Origin of the sequence: Marinobacter aromaticivorans (assembly GCF_002806975.1) — a bacterium.
Classification (GTDB): Bacteria; Pseudomonadota; Gammaproteobacteria; order Pseudomonadales; family Oleiphilaceae; genus Marinobacter; species Marinobacter aromaticivorans.
This window is the reverse complement of the sequence record NZ_NIHD01000001.1, coordinates 290,353-306,280: the sequence shown is the minus strand read 5'-3', so window position 1 is coordinate 306,280 and position 15,928 is coordinate 290,353. Positions and strand designations below refer to the sequence as shown.

Sequence of the window (15,928 nt, the reverse complement as noted above, 5' to 3'; positions counted from 1 at the left end):
GTGGATATAAGTCTGATTTTGCGGAACTTTGCCAGCTTATACCGGCGGCCACAAACGATTCTTCAGCAGGAGCCGGTTTCATTCACGGTTTCTCAGCCTGTGCGCCGGAGTATCAATCGCAACTGGGCCTTGAAACCTTTCTTTGATGACAGCGGGATCAGGTAGTTATCACCATTCGGCTCGGCTTTACTGCCGCCGCGCTCGCTCCACTGTTCGTCCGTGGTTACATAGCGCAAATTCCAGCTGTCTCCGGCAGGGGTCATTTTCAGGGTCAGCGTGTCCCGGTATAGATACTCGCCCTCTACCCGGTGCTCTGCCCAGAGGGCACCGTCAACGAAGTAATCCGTTGCCGATACCGCAAGCTCAACGGTCATTACCATTGTCCGCCCCCGTTCGACCGTGATCTTCGAACTATCCAGAAAGGTGGAAAACAGCACCGGAGAGCGGGCTGAATCCAGACCCGCCTGCTTCGGGTTCATCATTTCATCGAATTTGCGCAAAACCGCACTGAAGGTTTCCTTGCGCCTTTCCGTGAGCCGGAAGCTGCGCGCTCCCCGGGGCGAAACAGTGGCCTCGAAATAATAGGAGGCGCGAACCCGGCGCCCTTCTTGTCTGGCTTTTTCTACGGATGGCGGCAGCGGCAGGGATTCCACATCCATCACACCGTCTACCCGCACATCGCCAAACAGAAACCGCACAAGATTCTGAAAGCCATCCTCTGAATTAACAATGCCATAGGGGCCGCTGTGACTGCGGTATACAAACGCCCTCGGCGCCCCCTGAACACTGGCGTTTTCGATGGCCACCAACCCGTCGCTCATTTTACCGGCAAGCCACCGGGATACGCCCCTGGCAGCACCGTAGTCTTGCTGATTGGTGCCCACCAGGCAGAAAAACCGGTTCGGATCGAACTTTCCATCCAGGGTATCCACGCGTTCCGGCTTGCCCTCCAGGCTCAGATAATCCGCCATGGTTTTCCGGTTAAAGTTGTTAATATCCCAAAGCCCGAGAAACGAAGGCACGTTAATACCTGCCATTTCTATACCGTTGTGTGGAGTGGCATAGGTGAACACCTTATCCACCATTTTTCGCACCGACGGGTTACTGATTCCATCATTCTGCAGCATACACCGGCACACCAGGCCACCCATGGAGTGCGCCACAAGGTGTACCCGAAAATCCTCCAGCAGTTCCGGATCCTCTCCACACAGCTGGCGCCGGACATTTGCAATCAGATCACGGAGCTGCAGCGCAGCGGCAGGAATGGACAACGGTTTCCCTTCACCGAAGTCCTTGTCCGCCTGATCGTAATAACGATAAATAATAACCGTTTTACGGGTAATTTCCCGATCGACCTCGGCACCATCAGAAAAGGCATCTTTGTAACCATAATCCTTCAAAAGACGCACCATCGGTGATTCGAAGATCTGCTTGTAGGTGGTTCCATCCCAGGATTGGCGCACCTTTGTTGCGCCCAGATTAAAACCCATGTAGGGCATGGATACGGTATCGGCTATTTCGCTTGCCGTCATGGCGTAGCCACGAACGTAAATGATGGGGTGGAACTGGCTCATGACAATTGCATCCTTTCAGGCTGATCCTGCCTGTTTGCATGCGATATCCGTTCCGGAAATCTCTTTATAGGGAAATCGCCGGCACTTGCGCTGCGCCGGCTCACGCAGGCTCAGAGAAAACGTAAAGAATGCTGACAAGCGGGGCGCACATTACCCGCACGTTGCAGTCAGAAGAAGTAATACCGGATCATTTGCGCAACAATCAGCAAAGCCACCAGCGGGAAAATAAACCGCGTGAGGTTACCATAACTGGTACTGTCATCTTTCGGGGCGTATTTCTCCACCAGAGGCAGAATAATAATCAGTGCCAGAAACAGAACGGCGAGAATAATCAGCAGTGTTTCCATCGAAGTTCTCCTTGAATGCCGGGGGTGGAGCCCCTCGCGCTGTGCACGGATTTCCTGGCTGAGACTTATCCCGTAAATCTGTGGATAACTTTGTGAAAAGGCGCGGGACAAGCCTGCTCAGGCCAGCTAAAACGGGCGTTCGGCAAATATGACCGTTAACTGACCAGATCAATTACTGTTCAGTGACATCCTGCTGCATCGCCAGAGCATAGGGCCGCTCAAGTGCAGCACGCACGTCGCCAATCGAAAACACTCTGGCAAACTCCGCAAAGCGCTGCCCCTGAAACCACAGGTGAATCACCGGCAGAGTAAAAATACCACGCCTGGCACATAAAGGCGCAGATGCCTGGCAATCAACATACGCCATTACCAGCGCCGGGTACTCATCCCGAACCATGCGCTCCAGTTGTGGCTTCACCGCCTGGCATACACCACAGCTTTCCCCGCCATACAACACAAGAGCCGCCGCACTCCTGCCCACAAGCTCCGCCAGCGCTTCCTCACTGTCAACAACTCTCATGCTGCCCGCCCCTTACTCAGCAACCATTGCTCTGAAGCCACTGGTTGATCTGGCCCTGATTCATGGCACCACTTTGCCGGGCAAGCTCGCGGCCATTGCGGAACAGAATCAGCGTAGGAATGCTGCGGATGCTGTATTGCCCTGCCGGCCCCGGGTGTTCTTCGGTATTGAGCTTGGCAAAGCGTACTTTTCCCTGCCAGCCGCGCGCCGCCTGCTCAAACTGCGGTGCCATCATTTTACAGGGACCACACCAGCTCGCCCAGAAATCCACCAGCACAGGCAGGTCGCTGCGGCCAGTATGGGTCGCAAAGTTTTGCCCTGACAGCTCCAACACTTTCTCCGGCCATAAGGGCTGCTTGCAGGCCCCGCAATTACCTCCGGATTCCAGGCGAGCGGCTGGCACCCGGTTTACCTTGTCACAGTGTGGACAAACCACATGTTTAAGATCGTCACTCATGAATTCACCTCGCAACACTCAACGTCAATTGTTTTGGACACTAGAAACTGGACAACTCATCTTGCAGGTCTTTTTTCAGTTCACTCGCTTCGGTTATCCACAAGGTTTTATCAGCACCCGGAAATACCCCCACCTGCAATCCGTCCCTCGACAGTCCCGGCACCCATTTTTTGAAAAAATCCGGCAGCGAGATACTTTTTGGAGTCAGGTCATCCGACCCCCTGGCGTACTCAACGGCGAATGCCGAACTTGGCCAGACCGGCACATGGGCCACTCCGTCGTCTTCCGACACGATGGACAGGAAACGACTCTCCGAATTAACGAGGATCCAGATCTCCCGTTCTTCCAACACCTCGCTCAGGAAGTAGTCGTATCTCTCTTCGCCATCAAGTTCAAGGACGCTGGTTAACTGTTCATCACTCATAGTCTGAATCCCGGTTTAATGAATTGGGCTCATGGTGTCTGAATACCCCCACGCTGGGCCTTTCGATAACGCCATGCCTGCCGTGTAAAGGATAATATGGGCACTTTCCGCCGAATAAACCATTGGGGCGTTAATATTGCTGCCCTGCGAGGGCTGATGAATCTCCAGAGTACCGGGTAGACGGCACACCTCGCACCCGCACCACACAGTGACTATTACCTGGAAGAAAGGGTACTACCCAAAACGCGCACTTTACGTTAAGGTCAACTTTGCGCAGTTTGATCCGGTTTTACCCAAACCGGAGAAACTGGCAACCGGAGCCTCACCGAGATACCGGCAGGGTTGCATAATGCGTTCTATACTCAGGCAAAACACCGGCACAAAGAACGAGGCTCCATAACTTAACGAGGCCCTCACAAGGGGCATTCTGTTCCTCAAGCCATCACCCCAGGAAGAGGATTATGACAACAACAAAATCCAAAACGGTTTATACACCCGGTTTTACAGACGGTGCGGAATACCGCATTCCGACGTTTAAACTACTGAAGCAGGACGGCACGCTCTATAAAGGCGGCAAAGCGCCTGATATAGACAAAGAAAAAGCTCTGCGAATCTACCACGCCATGGTCACCACCCGCGTGCTGGATGAGCGCATGCTTGCGGCCCAGCGCCAGGGCCGGTTGAGCTTTTATATGCAGTGCACCGGCGAGGAAGCTGCCATAATCGGAAGCACCGCTGCGCTGGACGATGCCGACATGATCATGGCGCAATACCGTGAGCAAGGCTCACTGGCTTATCGTGGCTTCACTATTGATGAGTTTATGAACCAGCTTTTCGGCAACGAGAAAGACTACGGCAAGGGCCGCCAGATGCCGGTTCACTACGGCTCCAGCAAGCTCAACTACATGACCATCTCGTCGCCGCTGGCCACGCAGATCCCCCAGGCCACAGGTTATGCCTACGGCCAGAAAATGGCGGGTTCCAAGCAGTGCACCATCGTTTATTTCGGCGAAGGCGCAGCGTCGGAAGGCGACTTTCACGCCGGCCTTAACATGGCCGCAGTGCATCGCGTACCCGCCATTTTCTTCTGTCGCAACAATGGCTACGCCATTTCCACCCCCGCCAACGAGCAGTTTGCCGCCGATGGCATAGCGCCGCGGGGGTTCGGCTACAAAATGGACACCATCCGCGTAGACGGCAACGACCTTCTGGCGGTTTACCAGGCCACCGAAGCCGCCCGCAAACTGGCGGTAGAAGAGAACCGCCCGGTTCTGATCGAAGCTATGACCTATCGCCTGGCAGCACATTCTTCATCCGATGACCCCTCCGGTTATCGCAGCAAGGACGAAGAAGCCGTGTGGCGCGAGAAAGACCCTATTCTGCGCGTGCAAAACTGGCTCACCCGTAAAAAATGGTGGAGCGAGAGCCAGGAGAAAGAACTGCAGGAACGCCTGCGCCGTGAAGTGCTCGAAACCATGAAACGGGCGCAGAAGCTGCCCCCACCCCCGCTGGAAACCCTGGTAACCGATGTGTATGACGAAGTGCCACCGCTGCTGAACCGGCAGTTCGAGAAGCTCAAGGCACACATCCGCAAGTATCCGGACGAGTACCCAAAGTCGGCGGCTCACGTTCAGAGAGGGGCATAACATGGCGAAGATGAACATGCTGCAGGCCATCAACGATGCGCTTGATATCGCGATGGCTGCCAACGACAAGGTGATGTGCTTCGGTGAAGATGTGGGTGTGTTTGGCGGTGTTTTCCGGGCCACCAGCAACCTGCAACAGAAGTACGGCAAAGACCGCTGTTTCAACACGCCTCTGGTGGAGCAAGGCATTATCGGTTTCGCTAACGGCCTGGCAGCCCAGGGTTCCTTCCCGGTGGCTGAGATCCAGTTTGCCGATTACATATTCCCTGCCTTCGACCAGATTGTTAACGAATCGGCCAAGTTCCGCTACCGCTCGGGCAACCTGTTCAATGTGGGCAATCTGACCATTCGTGCACCCTATGGCGGTGGCATAGCCGGTGGCCTTTACCATTCCCAGTCACCGGAAGCCTACTTCGCCCACACACCGGGGCTCAAAATTGTGGTGCCGCGCAACCCGCACCAAGCTAAAGGGCTGCTGCTGGCATCCATTAACGACCCCAACCCGACCCTGTTCTTCGAGCCAAAGCGCCTTTACCGGGCTTCTGTTGGCGAGGTGCCTGAGGGTGAGTACCAGTTGCCCCTGAGCGAAGCAGAAATTCTCAAAGAAGGCACGGATGTAACAGTGCTGGGCTGGGGCGCACAGATGGAAGTGATCGATAAAGCCGTTGAAATGGCGGAAAAAGAAGGCTTCTCCTGCGAGGTGATCGATCTGCGCACCATCCTGCCCTGGGATGTGGAAACCGTGGCGGAATCGGTGCTTAAAACCGGGCGCCTGGTGGTCACCCACGAAGCGCCCCTGACCGGCGGTTTTGCCGGTGAGATAGCCGCCACTATTCAGGAGCGTTGCTTCCTCTATCTGGAATCGCCGATCGCACGGGTTACCGGGATGGACACCCCCTTCCCGCTGGTGCTGGAAAAAGAGCACCTTCCCAATCACCTGAAGGTCTATGAGGCCATTCGGGAAAGCGTCGAATTCTAAGCGGATATCCGGACAGGAGAACAATTATGAGCGATTTTATACTGCCCGATATCGGCGAAGGTATCGTGGAATGTGAACTGGTCAAATGGCTGGTGAGTGAAGGGGATCTCATCGAAGAGGATCAGCCGGTTGCCGAAGTGATGACCGACAAGGCCCTGGTGGAAATTCCCGCTCCCTATAAAGGCCGGGTAACACGCCTTTACTGGAAGGAAGGCGACATAGCCAAGGTGCATGCGCCGCTGTTTGAACTGGTGGATGAGAGCGGCGAGGAATCAGGTGAAGCGGCCGCCAGACCCAGTGACGAAAACAAAAGCGAAGAAGCGGAAGCCACATCGGCTGAACCTCAGCCCGGCACCAGGGCTGAAGACCGCCCAGAGCCCGCAAAAGCCGCTGCCCCGGCGTCTTCAGCACGACAGGCTGGGCAAAGAATCCCCGCCAGCCCGGCGGTGCGCCGACTGGTTCGGGAAAATGACCTGGCACTGGCGGATATCGAAGGCTCGGGCAAGGATGGGCGCGTGCTAAAAGCCGATGTTCTGTCCCATCTTGAGCGGGCTGAATCCGGTGGCTCATCCGCTTCGGAAGGCAGACCGCAGCGCACCACCGCCCAAAGCCAGGAAGTCCGCATAGAACCCATCAAAGGCATGCAGGCGGTGATGGCCAAACGCATGGTAGCATCGGCCTCCACCATTCCACACTTCAACTTCAGCGAAGACATTGATGTAACGGAATTGCTGGCCCTGCGCCAGCAGCTAAAGCCGGAAGCCGAAGCCCGGGGCTCTCGCCTTACACTCATGCCGTTCATTATGAAAGCCATAGCTCTGGCAGTGCGTGAATACCCGGTACTCAACAGCCAGATCAACGAGGATGTTACCGAAATCCACTACCAGCCAAGTTGCAACGTGGGCATGGCGGTGGACAGCAAGATCGGGTTGCTTGTGCCCAACGTGAAAAACGTGGAGCAGCTTACGCTGCTGGAAATTGCCAACGAGGTCACGCGGCTGACCGAAGCTGCCCGGGAAGGCCGGGTAAGCCAGGCGGACCTCAAAGGCGGCACCATTACTATTTCCAACATTGGTGCACTGGGCGGCACCTACGCCTCGCCCATCATCAATGCACCGGAAGTGGCGATTGTGGCCCTGGGGCGCACCCAGAAGCTGCCGCGGTTTGATGCCAGCGGGCAGGTGGTGGAACGTTCCATCATGACCATCAGCTGGGCGGGCGACCATCGCATTATTGATGGTGGCACCATTGCACGCTTCAACAATCTGTGGAAGAGCTACCTGGAGTCACCGCAAACCATGCTTCTGCAGATGGGCTGACCAATATGGCACCACCGGGCCCATCATCGCTGACGTTGCAACAGGCTCAGATTCAGCAATTCTACATCCCGGAAGAGCAGTCGATTTACCTGCTCAGCCACGACGATGCGAGAAAGCTGAAAGACTGGGTAGAGCTGTGCACAAACCAGCTCCGGCAGATGGGCTACGAAGACATAGCGATGATTGGCAAGGGTGCCTTTGCCTTCGTGTTTGCAGGCCGGCTGCCGCTGGAGGGGGCGCGGGATCTTGAGCATGTGTTCAAGTTTACCCGCATCACCCTGCCCCAGCACCTGCACGACCGGCTGGAAGACGAAGCCTATATACTGGAACAGGTGAAGCACCCCCGGGTGCCGCGCCTGGTCGCCTATCACCGTGCGGGCAGCCAGCCGATTCTGGTGATGGAACGGGCTCCGGGCTTCAACCTGGAAGAAGTTTCGCTACGGGAGGGGCGCCTGAGCCCGCGCCTGATTATCCGCATTGCCGATCAACTGGCCGACATACTGCGCAACCTGCGGCGTGAAACCGACAGCGGCAGGCGCCCGATTGTGCACGGGGATATCAAGCCGTCCAACCTGGTGTTTGATGATGAAACCGAGAACATCGCGCTGATCGACTGGGGCTCCTCGGTATTCGCCCAACTGGACGCCAACCAGCAGTTCCTCAGCCCCAGCGTGATGGAGCTGATGTCCGACAACCTGCAGCAAACCAATGCCCGCCTGGGGGATGTGTACTTTATCGGCGATGAACAGCTCCACGGCGGCCTGTCATCTCCAAGGTTCGACGAGCAGGGTGCTGCGGCCACACTTTATGCGCTGGCTTCAGGGCAGTCCTGTCGCTTTGGCCATCTGGCCATACCTGCCACCTCCCTTGGCTTGCCCATGGAATTTGCCCGCATGCTGGATGGCATGCTGGACCCGGATCCTGCCCTGCGCATGCGTGCTGGCGACCATTACCTGAAAGAGATGCCCCGCATGGGGCGCACGGTAATGATCGATTTGCCGGAACCGCCCCCCACGCAGCTGGTGCCCATCTGGACACGCATCTCGGACCGGGAAATCGACACGGTGGTGTACAGCTCCCGAAAGGCGTTTTTGCGCCAGGAAGGTGCCGCCGAAACACTGAATGACGTTAACGACGTGCAGTTGGACCGCTACTATAAAAACTTCATGCAGGGCATGGGAGATACCGAAAAAGCCTTCCTGGCGGCGGTCAGCCGGCTGGGGCGCTATCCGGTGGAAGGCGGGCTGGCGGTGCGCTGGGAGCCCGATGGTGTTTACGTGGACACGTCCCTGAACCTGCACGATCCCGGGCTGCGAACCGCCTTCACCACAGCGGTGAACAACATGATCAACCTGGCCCAGGCAATCTACCGCCAGGGCATCTTCAAAAGCTGCCTGTTCAACGCCCGGGACACGTTGCATATTGAGCGGGATGAGCCAGACCAGCCATTCGTGGCACCACCGGAGATGCGGCTGCCGTATCAGGTGAGTTCGGCCCCGGAAGTGGAAGATCGCTCACGAATACACTCCTACTTTGAGGACGGCCCGGACCCGGAAGAGTTTCTGGTGCTGCCCCAAACCATCATCAAATCCCTCGAGGCGCTCAACACCATCCATCACACCGGCATGATCATCTTCGAGGCCCTGCCCCTCCACCTCAAAATCCACAGCCAGTACCGCCTGCTGGACCCGAAAAAAGAAGACGAATTCCGCCGGCGGCTGGATGAAATTCTCGCCGCGGTGGATCAGATTACCGGGCTGGGCGTATCCGGCTTTATGAAAATGCCCTACAAAGATGCCCGCTTTTTCCCTTACATCGAGCGATTGCCAGAGCGTTATTACCCCAGAAATCCCCGGCTGGAAATACCAGAAGTAAGCCAGTGACCCGTTCGGCCTGGGGAACCGCGCCGCAAATCGCAACATGCAGTGTGAGAAAGCGCAACCTGGCCACTGGATTTTCAGGCGCAGCACTGGTAACTTTTCGCTCAGATTTATCTCCAGATAAACATACCTTCAAGGATTGAAGATATGCCCCAGGCAAACGGATTGCAGTTCACCGCCCGTGTCGGTGAGTTTCCCCCGGATGTGTTTTCTGTTGTCAGCTTTGCACTGACCGAAGGCCTTTCGGAGCTTTTTCATGGCCGCCTGATCATGGCCAGCACCGACCCCTGCATCCGGGCCGCTGACGTACTGGAGCAACCGGTAGACCTGGTGGTCTGGCAGGACGGCGTACCCCTTCGCCGCTTCACCGGCGTGGTGAATGAGTTTGCCCGTGGCGATTCGGGCCACCATCGCACCCGCTACGAGATTGTGATTCAACCACCCCTGTGGCGTTTGGGGTTGATGCACAACAGCCGCATCTTCCAGACCCAAACCACAGACAGCATCCTGCGCACCCTGCTGGAAGAGCGGGGCATTGTGGATTCCGTGTTTGATCTCAAGCGTGCCCCCCAGGAACGGGAATACTGCGTGCAACACCGGGAAAGCGATCTGGCGTTTATTGAACGGCTGGCGGCAGAGGAAGGCTGGCACTACCGCCACCAGCACGGCAGCGTGGATGGCAGCGAACAGCCCGGCTTGATGATTGCCGACCACCACGGCGACGCACCCAGGCTGGATGCCGCCGAATACAATGGCAAAGCAGGTGGCAGCACCAGGCAGCCCGCCGTGTTCCGCTTCCGCTCTGAAGAGCGGGTTCGTGCGGCTTCGGTGGTCATGAAGGACTACACTTTTAAAAATCCGGCTTATGCGCTGATGCACGAAAGCGCGGCCGCCAGCGCTAACCAGCGCCAGGATTACCAGCACTTCGATTACCCGGGCCGCTTCAAGGCCGACGCCAGTGGCCAGCCCTTTACCGAGGCGCGACTGGACGCCCTCAGAAACGACGCCAGCACCGCCCACGGTGAAAGCAACCGCCCGGATTTCACCTGCGGTGCCAAAGTGGAACTCACCAATCACGACAGCACCAGACTAAACCGCGACTGGCTGTTAACCACCATCACCCACGTGGGCGAACAACCCCAGGCACTGGCAGAAGAAGGCGGCACCCGGCCAACCACCTACCACAACCTGTTCAGTGCTGTTCCCGCCAACAAAAACTGGCGGCCACTGTGCGCCCACCGCCCACTGATGGACGGCCCGCAGATAGCCATAGTCACCGGCCCCGAAGGGGAAGAAATCCACTGCGATGGATTTGGCCGGGTAAAGGTACGCTTCCCCTGGGATCGCTACGCTCAAAATAACGAACACAGCAGCGCCTGGCTAAGAGTCAGCCAGGGCTGGGCGGGCGGCCAGTATGGCTTCATGGCCCTGCCAAGGATTGGCAACGAAGTGATTGTTTCCTTCCTGGATGGCGACCCAGACCAACCCATCATCACCGGAAGAACCCACCACGCCACCAACACACCGCCCTACCCGCTGCCGGTACATAAAACCCGCACCATCCTGAGAACCCAGAGCCACAAGGGTGAAGGCAGCAACGAACTGCGCTTTGAGGACGAAGCAAACAAAGAACAGATCTACATCCACGCGCAAAAAGACCTGGATCTGCTCACGGAAAATAACCGCACCGAAGTCATCAAAAACGACAGCCACCTGACCGTGGAGAACAACCGCTTCAGCCAGGTGAAAGCCAGCGACCACTCAACGGTAGACGGCGAACACCGGGAAAAGATCGGCGGCGACTACAGCCTCACCGTTAACGGCAGTCACCACAGCAAACTCGGCAAAGCCCAGCTCGTGGAAGCGGGCAACGAAATTCACCACAAAGCGGGCTTGAAGATCGTGATCGAAGCGGGCGCAGAAGTGACGCTCAAAGCCGGTGGGAGCTTTGTGAAGGTGGATCCCAGTGGTGTGACGGTCTCGGGGCCGCTGGTGCGGATGAATTCGGGGGGTGGGCCGGGGAGTGGTTCAGCGGCAGCCGTCCAAGCGTCGGTACTTCCAAATACTACAGAAGTTGAATACGCCAGTGGAAGCCCTACTGCTCTCGCCATTAATCGCCAGCGAAGCAATGCAACGGCTGAAACGCCAGAACCTGTTACCGATTACTCAGCGCTCCTGAAAGAATCCACCAACAAGGGCGCTACGATCGTTTCTGACTGTGAGTACGATGAGCATGGACGCTGCACTCTGCATCAGCACGCTTGACCAAACACCTGCAACTTCTGAAGCACCAGCAGCCGCGGATTTCGCGCTCATCGACTTGGCAGGAACAGAGAGTTTTCTGAAATCGCTGTATGGAGCCATGGAACGAAACCCCATCCGGTGGAACTCACTTCTGGAAGGCACCCGATGGCAGAGTGGCTGGCAGTTTGGCCCGATACTGGTTGATTTGCGTGACGGGGCAAACTTTCAGAAAACCGTAATGAACCAACTGGCGGCTGGTGGGATTGGCGTGCTGATTGAAACCAGCCTGAGTTATGACGACATCCTGGCGTGGAGCACGAACCGTCTGTTCGCATTCGCAACAAACGATGACCGGCTGTTCCGTTTCTATGACTCTCGCTCTCTGAAAGCGCTTCTGGCGACATTAGGAACCCACAGTGTCTCGTTATTACCGCCAGAGGGAACCCTGTTCTGGCACGATAACCAGCAGTGGATAAGCTGGCAGAGTCCTGGTGAACCGCAGCTCGATACAGCCAACCCTGACTGGACATTGCCCGAAGAAGAGCTGGCTCTTTTAACGGATTATCGCATGGCAGAACGCGCTTGCCGCTTATCGTCTCTTTACAGCGACCATATAACTGCATCTGGCGACAAGCGTGTCTGGGTGCTGGAGCAGCTAAGGCAGGCTCGCAATTACGGCTTCCTGAAAGCCTCTCAACAGGAGCGCTTTTTAAGGTTATCGATCCTGAGCGCCGGGGAGCTATCGTCAGGCCCGCAATTCGAAGCCTTGAAAGAAAGCGCCGAAATGACCGGCGACGACCGACTTGAAGCAATGGAATGCTTAGTGGAGTCCTACCATGCAACAACATAAAGTGCAGTCTGGTGAAACCCTCTCCAGAATCGCCTCGCATTATAGTGTATCGCTTGAAGCCCTTAAGGCTCAGAACCCGATTATCAAAGATGTAAACCACATCGAAGCAGGATGGAACCTGTCGATTCCGAAGGCTGCCGCCCCAACGACGCCACTTCCACCAGCTCATTCGGCTAACGATGATTCATCGGACGATGTTGAGTGTTCCGACTGCTCCCTGGAATATGTTGGGCTCGTTCAGCTTACCGAAAACGACGAGCAGGTATTCGCTCTTACCAAGACCCAAATGAAGGAGCTGGAATACGAAACCTACCTCCTCAACGAGCCATTAGCGGAATTGGCCGAGGCTGAAGAAGGCGATCAGAGCAAAATCCTTCAGGCGCGAGAGAAGGCATGGAACAGGCTTAAGGAGCTGGGCGCACTACCAAAACCGGAGCAAACCACTACTGCCCGGGAGTTATTGGCGGATTATGAAGCCCGCTGGAGGCGCGATCTGGAACGCCTTGAACACCAGCGCCGGCGGAAAAAGCGAATTACCTATGAAATCGAAAACTTACGCAACCAAATTCTGATTCCGGGCAGAGAGCGGAACTTTCAGGATCCAAAAGACAGGCTGTCGCTACAGTTCTTCACGCTATATTGCGGCGAACTGGAATCTACTCTCGATGCGGTGGATAGCAGAATCAAAGCCCATGAGGAAGCTACACAAAATTCGGAGCAGGATCTTACCCGCATGAGTGAACACCTGAAGCTCCTTCGCGCGGCGCTGGAAGCGGAAATTGAATATCGAGTGGCCGAACAATCCGGCAAACCCGAATCACAGCTTATCCAGCTCCTTTACGAAGCCGAGGAGCTCAAGAAGGCTACCCTTTGGCCAAATTACATCTCCGAAAAGGCTGTCAGGGAGCTGACATCCCAAACGATAAGGCTCCGTAAGCTGGATGACGAACTGATTCCATACATGGACTATGTCATCGAGTACTCAGCAAAAGTCAGCCCTGCCGTCTGGCTTGCGACTCTGATCGCCAATGACGAGGTTCAAGCGCACAAAAGACTTCAGGAAGAACGCCGGTCGTTGATGACCAGCACTGAAAAAAAACTGAGAGACCTCGCAGAAATCGGCTCCCCAATAGGTGTCAGTTCCCGGATAGATACCATTGAGAGCCCCCTGGCAGGATTCATGAAGCGTTACCCGCTTGTTGAAGTAAAGCACACCGGCACCGGCGGTTATCGGTATATGCGCCGGGAAGTGGCCGATCAGCTGAAGAAGAACTGGAAGCCACTGAAGACGTCCGATGTGCGGGCGGCCATGAACGCAGGAGAGTTCAAACGTGCCTGGGGGCAAGCAAAAGACGCCCTGAAAACCAGCAAAGAGTTGTCTCTCAAACTGGGCGAGTGGAAAAGCAAAGATGACAACTTCTTCAACCGGCTTGAAGTGGAACTTTTGAAAAAAGAAGCCGCCACAGAAGACGGTCGGTTTTCAGCAAGCGCCGAAGCGCAAATGTTCCGCTTTGCTGCACAGAGTGGACTTGCGGCCACCTATGACCACGAAAAAGGTGAAGCCTATATTGGCGGGAAACTGCAAGGCGCCTATAGCCTGATGCAAGGCGAGGCCGTTCTCAAAGCCCAAATTCCCAGTGAGCAGGGTTCGGGCCTGGTTCTGAAGTATGAGAGCCATGACGGAACCCAAAAAGAGCTCCATTGCGGATATTTCCGGGCGGATGCGGAGTATCGTATAAGGGGATTTGCGGGTGCCTGCGCATCCCTCGCCGCTCAGGCAAAAATCTCCAGCGCACCGGGGAGTGTAGGCATATCCGGTAATACCAATGGAGAAGCCTTTGCCGGAGCGAGCCTGAATAATGAGGCGACGTTTGGGGTTAAATGGAAAGGCGCCTACCAAAAGGTTATCGCTACCCAATCAAAAGCCTCTGAAACAAACTCTGTGACTGCAAAGCAAGCTGAAGCTGACGCGGAATTCCGGTCACTGCTCGATGTTAAACCCGAGCTGGCTGTATCGGCTGGCATCGGTGTCGGATTTGACTTCAAAATTGAGCTCAAGGAAAGCAAGCTTGTGGCCTACATAAACGGCCACTTGGTTCTAGGCCCGGGCGGTGGTGGGGGTATAGCTGCAGAACTAAACAGCAGCCAAATCTGGGAACTCGTGAAGTTTGTGCGTTGGTCTCTGGAGCGGAGTGATTTCAGATTTTTGGATTGGATTGATAGCGCCGCGTTTGAATATCTATCGTTTCTTTTGCGGTTGTTTGCGGTTAGCGATGAAAGGTTCGTCGATGTCGCCAACAAGAGTTTTGTGAGCCTGTCCGAAACATGGGCCGCCATTACTACTGCTGATACACGAGTTCGCGATACTGCGCTTCAAGTATTGGAAAAAAAAGACCTGGATGTTCTGACACCCACAGCAAAAGCAGACCTTCTGGATATATTGACGGAAGACAACAGATCCCTTTTCGGATTTGGCAACCCTCACAGTGAGATTGCTATGGAAGCCAGCATTAAAATTCTGGAAACTGTCCATAGTCACCGTGAATTAGTAGAGGTGCTCAAAAGAACTGGGATGGGTAGCCGCAAAGGCCATATAGAAAGACTAAAGCGCAATTACTATAGAATAATTGCACGTCAATTATTGCAGTCGAAACAAGCAACACGAACAGAGTTTTGGTTACAGAAGATAGTTAGCTGACTGCTCACTGGTTAAAGCTGTCGCGATTCAATAGGCACAGCGGAACCCAGTGGTTTCACTAGAACCATTTTGGATTTCCTCTCTTCTCGTCACCGTAGTGTTACCGATAAAGTCTTTGAAATGCCCACCTCGAAGTACGCGATAGGGATTATCAGGCGGGCTCGAAGGAGCAGGCGTTTCAGGCCCTGCTGGGTTCTCGGCTGGAGAAAACTCGTAATAGTCTTTTCGATAATAGTCCCGAACCCACTCAGCAACATTTCCCGACATGTCGTGAAGTCCTAGAGGATTTGGTGGAAACAGCCCTGGCGCATGCGGCAACAAATCATCAAACGGTGGCTCATCATATCGGGTACGAATGCGCCTCGGTGCCATGGTTTCGTTTTCGATTGCTTCGCCATTTCTCGTGGCGTAACGCAACATTTTGCCACGCGAACGAGCTGCAAATTCCCATTGAGCTTCGGTTGGCAATTGAACAGGCTTATTCGTCTTTTCGCCCAGCCAGTTACAAAATCTGATCGCATCTGTCCATGACGCAACTGCTGGCAAATCAGCACGGTAACGCTTCGGATTTTCAGTTCGCCATTTCTCATAAAAACGGCTTGAGGGCTCATATCCCGTAACCGCCATAAACAACTCAAAATCCCCCTGAGTCACCTCATACTTCTGAATATAGAAATCGTCCAAAACCACCCGGTGTGCGGGAATCGTGTCGCTTCGGATACTCCACCCCCCAGGGTTTCCCATCATGAACTCCCCGCCTTCAACAAACACCATGGCGTTCATTTGTCGCTCGACCATTTCTTCAGCTTTAGTCTCGTAATAAAGGCTACAGCCAGAAAGCGACACAAAGACCCACGTCAATACGGGAACTATTTTGCAGGGGGCTAACAAAGATGGCATGAGCACGGCATCCTTTCCGTCATGTTGGTTTACTTCAGAATATTATCAAATCAGAACCTGGTGTATTTACTCAGTGTATAATTCAGGCGA

At 55.2% G+C, this 15,928-nt stretch carries 13 protein-coding genes; 7 read left to right on the top strand and 6 right to left on the bottom strand.

The features are described 5' to 3' along the window. Positions 1 to 92 precede the first annotated feature (92 nt). The 5 genes from CDH48_RS01400 to CDH48_RS01380 form a co-directional block, all read right to left on the bottom strand. Entirely contained in the window at positions 93 to 1,574 is a 1,482-nt protein-coding gene (locus tag CDH48_RS01400; protein WP_100686914.1) for an esterase/lipase family protein, read from the bottom strand. A gap of 167 nt (positions 1,575 to 1,741) precedes the next feature. Further along, a complete protein-coding gene (locus CDH48_RS01395) occupies positions 1,742 to 1,921 on the bottom strand; it encodes a hypothetical protein (RefSeq protein WP_100686913.1) in 180 nt (59 codons plus the stop codon). Positions 1,922 to 2,093: 172 nt separating this feature from the next. Beyond that, entirely contained in the window at positions 2,094 to 2,441 is a 348-nt protein-coding gene (locus tag CDH48_RS01390) for a thioredoxin family protein (protein ID WP_188437605.1), read from the bottom strand. Between the two features lie 16 nt (positions 2,442 to 2,457). After that, positions 2,458 to 2,898, bottom strand: coding sequence for a thioredoxin TrxC (trxC, locus tag CDH48_RS01385; RefSeq protein WP_100686912.1), 441 nt, complete (start codon positions 2,896 to 2,898; stop codon positions 2,458 to 2,460). 40 nt (positions 2,899 to 2,938) lie between these two features. Continuing rightward, positions 2,939 to 3,322, bottom strand: coding sequence for a DUF2750 domain-containing protein (locus CDH48_RS01380; RefSeq protein ID WP_100686911.1), 384 nt, complete (start codon positions 3,320 to 3,322; stop codon positions 2,939 to 2,941). Between the two features lie 461 nt (positions 3,323 to 3,783). On the opposite strand from CDH48_RS01380, the gene CDH48_RS01375 reads away from it, so the two are divergent. The 7 genes from CDH48_RS01375 to CDH48_RS01345 all read left to right on the top strand — a co-directional run bounded on the left by CDH48_RS01375 (position 3,784) and on the right by CDH48_RS01345 (position 14,938). Continuing rightward, positions 3,784 to 4,968 (top strand): thiamine pyrophosphate-dependent dehydrogenase E1 component subunit alpha, encoded by a 1,185-nt coding sequence (locus CDH48_RS01375; RefSeq protein WP_100686910.1) that lies wholly within the window; start codon positions 3,784 to 3,786, stop codon positions 4,966 to 4,968. 1 nt (position 4,969) lies between these two features. Then, a complete protein-coding gene (locus CDH48_RS01370; protein WP_100686909.1) occupies positions 4,970 to 5,947 on the top strand; it encodes an alpha-ketoacid dehydrogenase subunit beta in 978 nt (325 codons plus the stop codon). A gap of 26 nt (positions 5,948 to 5,973) precedes the next feature. Continuing rightward, positions 5,974 to 7,266: a 2-oxo acid dehydrogenase subunit E2 gene (locus tag CDH48_RS01365; RefSeq protein ID WP_100686908.1), complete on the top strand. Its 1,293-nt coding sequence runs from the start codon at positions 5,974 to 5,976 to the stop codon at positions 7,264 to 7,266. Between the two features lie 5 nt (positions 7,267 to 7,271). Further along, a complete protein-coding gene (locus CDH48_RS01360) occupies positions 7,272 to 9,149 on the top strand; it encodes a protein kinase domain-containing protein (protein WP_100686907.1) in 1,878 nt (625 codons plus the stop codon). 144 nt (positions 9,150 to 9,293) lie between these two features. Beyond that, a complete protein-coding gene (locus CDH48_RS01355) occupies positions 9,294 to 11,411 on the top strand; it encodes a type VI secretion system Vgr family protein (RefSeq protein ID WP_100686906.1) in 2,118 nt (705 codons plus the stop codon). Further along, a complete protein-coding gene (locus tag CDH48_RS01350; protein ID WP_100686905.1) occupies positions 11,374 to 12,240 on the top strand; it encodes a DUF4123 domain-containing protein in 867 nt (288 codons plus the stop codon). Before CDH48_RS01355 ends, CDH48_RS01350 begins: the two co-directional genes overlap by 38 nt. Continuing rightward, positions 12,227 to 14,938 (top strand): LysM peptidoglycan-binding domain-containing protein, encoded by a 2,712-nt coding sequence (locus CDH48_RS01345; protein WP_100686904.1) that lies wholly within the window; start codon positions 12,227 to 12,229, stop codon positions 14,936 to 14,938. The genes CDH48_RS01350 and CDH48_RS01345 overlap by 14 nt, the downstream gene beginning before the upstream one ends. A 27-nt stretch (positions 14,939 to 14,965) precedes the next feature. Here CDH48_RS01345 and CDH48_RS01340 read toward each other — a convergent pair whose 3' ends face one another. After that, the gene (locus CDH48_RS01340) at positions 14,966 to 15,838 is read right to left on the bottom strand and encodes a formylglycine-generating enzyme family protein (protein ID WP_100686903.1); all 873 of its coding nucleotides are present in this window, start codon (positions 15,836 to 15,838) and stop codon (positions 14,966 to 14,968) included. Positions 15,839 to 15,928: the final 90 nt, after the last annotated feature.

What these genes read in the sequence shown, in the direction of transcription:
- trxC (WP_100686912.1), bottom strand. Translation starts at nt 2,898, where the DNA reads ATGAGTGACGATCTTAAACATGTGGTTTGTCCACACTGTGACAAGGTA.
- CDH48_RS01355 (WP_100686906.1), top strand. Translation starts at nt 9,294, where the DNA reads ATGCCCCAGGCAAACGGATTGCAGTTCACCGCCCGTGTCGGTGAGTTT.
- CDH48_RS01345 (WP_100686904.1), top strand. Translation starts at nt 12,227, where the DNA reads ATGCAACAACATAAAGTGCAGTCTGGTGAAACCCTCTCCAGAATCGCC.
- CDH48_RS01340 (WP_100686903.1), bottom strand. Translation starts at nt 15,838, where the DNA reads ATGCCATCTTTGTTAGCCCCCTGCAAAATAGTTCCCGTATTGACGTGG.
- CDH48_RS01380 (WP_100686911.1), bottom strand. Translation starts at nt 3,322, where the DNA reads ATGAGTGATGAACAGTTAACCAGCGTCCTTGAACTTGATGGCGAAGAG.
- CDH48_RS01350 (WP_100686905.1), top strand. Translation starts at nt 11,374, where the DNA reads ATGAGCATGGACGCTGCACTCTGCATCAGCACGCTTGACCAAACACCT.
- CDH48_RS01370 (WP_100686909.1), top strand. Translation starts at nt 4,970, where the DNA reads ATGGCGAAGATGAACATGCTGCAGGCCATCAACGATGCGCTTGATATC.
- CDH48_RS01390 (WP_188437605.1), bottom strand. Translation starts at nt 2,441, where the DNA reads ATGAGAGTTGTTGACAGTGAGGAAGCGCTGGCGGAGCTTGTGGGCAGG.
- CDH48_RS01375 (WP_100686910.1), top strand. Translation starts at nt 3,784, where the DNA reads ATGACAACAACAAAATCCAAAACGGTTTATACACCCGGTTTTACAGAC.
- CDH48_RS01400 (WP_100686914.1), bottom strand. Translation starts at nt 1,574, where the DNA reads ATGAGCCAGTTCCACCCCATCATTTACGTTCGTGGCTACGCCATGACG.
- CDH48_RS01360 (WP_100686907.1), top strand. Translation starts at nt 7,272, where the DNA reads ATGGCACCACCGGGCCCATCATCGCTGACGTTGCAACAGGCTCAGATT.
- CDH48_RS01365 (WP_100686908.1), top strand. Translation starts at nt 5,974, where the DNA reads ATGAGCGATTTTATACTGCCCGATATCGGCGAAGGTATCGTGGAATGT.
- CDH48_RS01395 (WP_100686913.1), bottom strand. Translation starts at nt 1,921, where the DNA reads ATGGAAACACTGCTGATTATTCTCGCCGTTCTGTTTCTGGCACTGATT.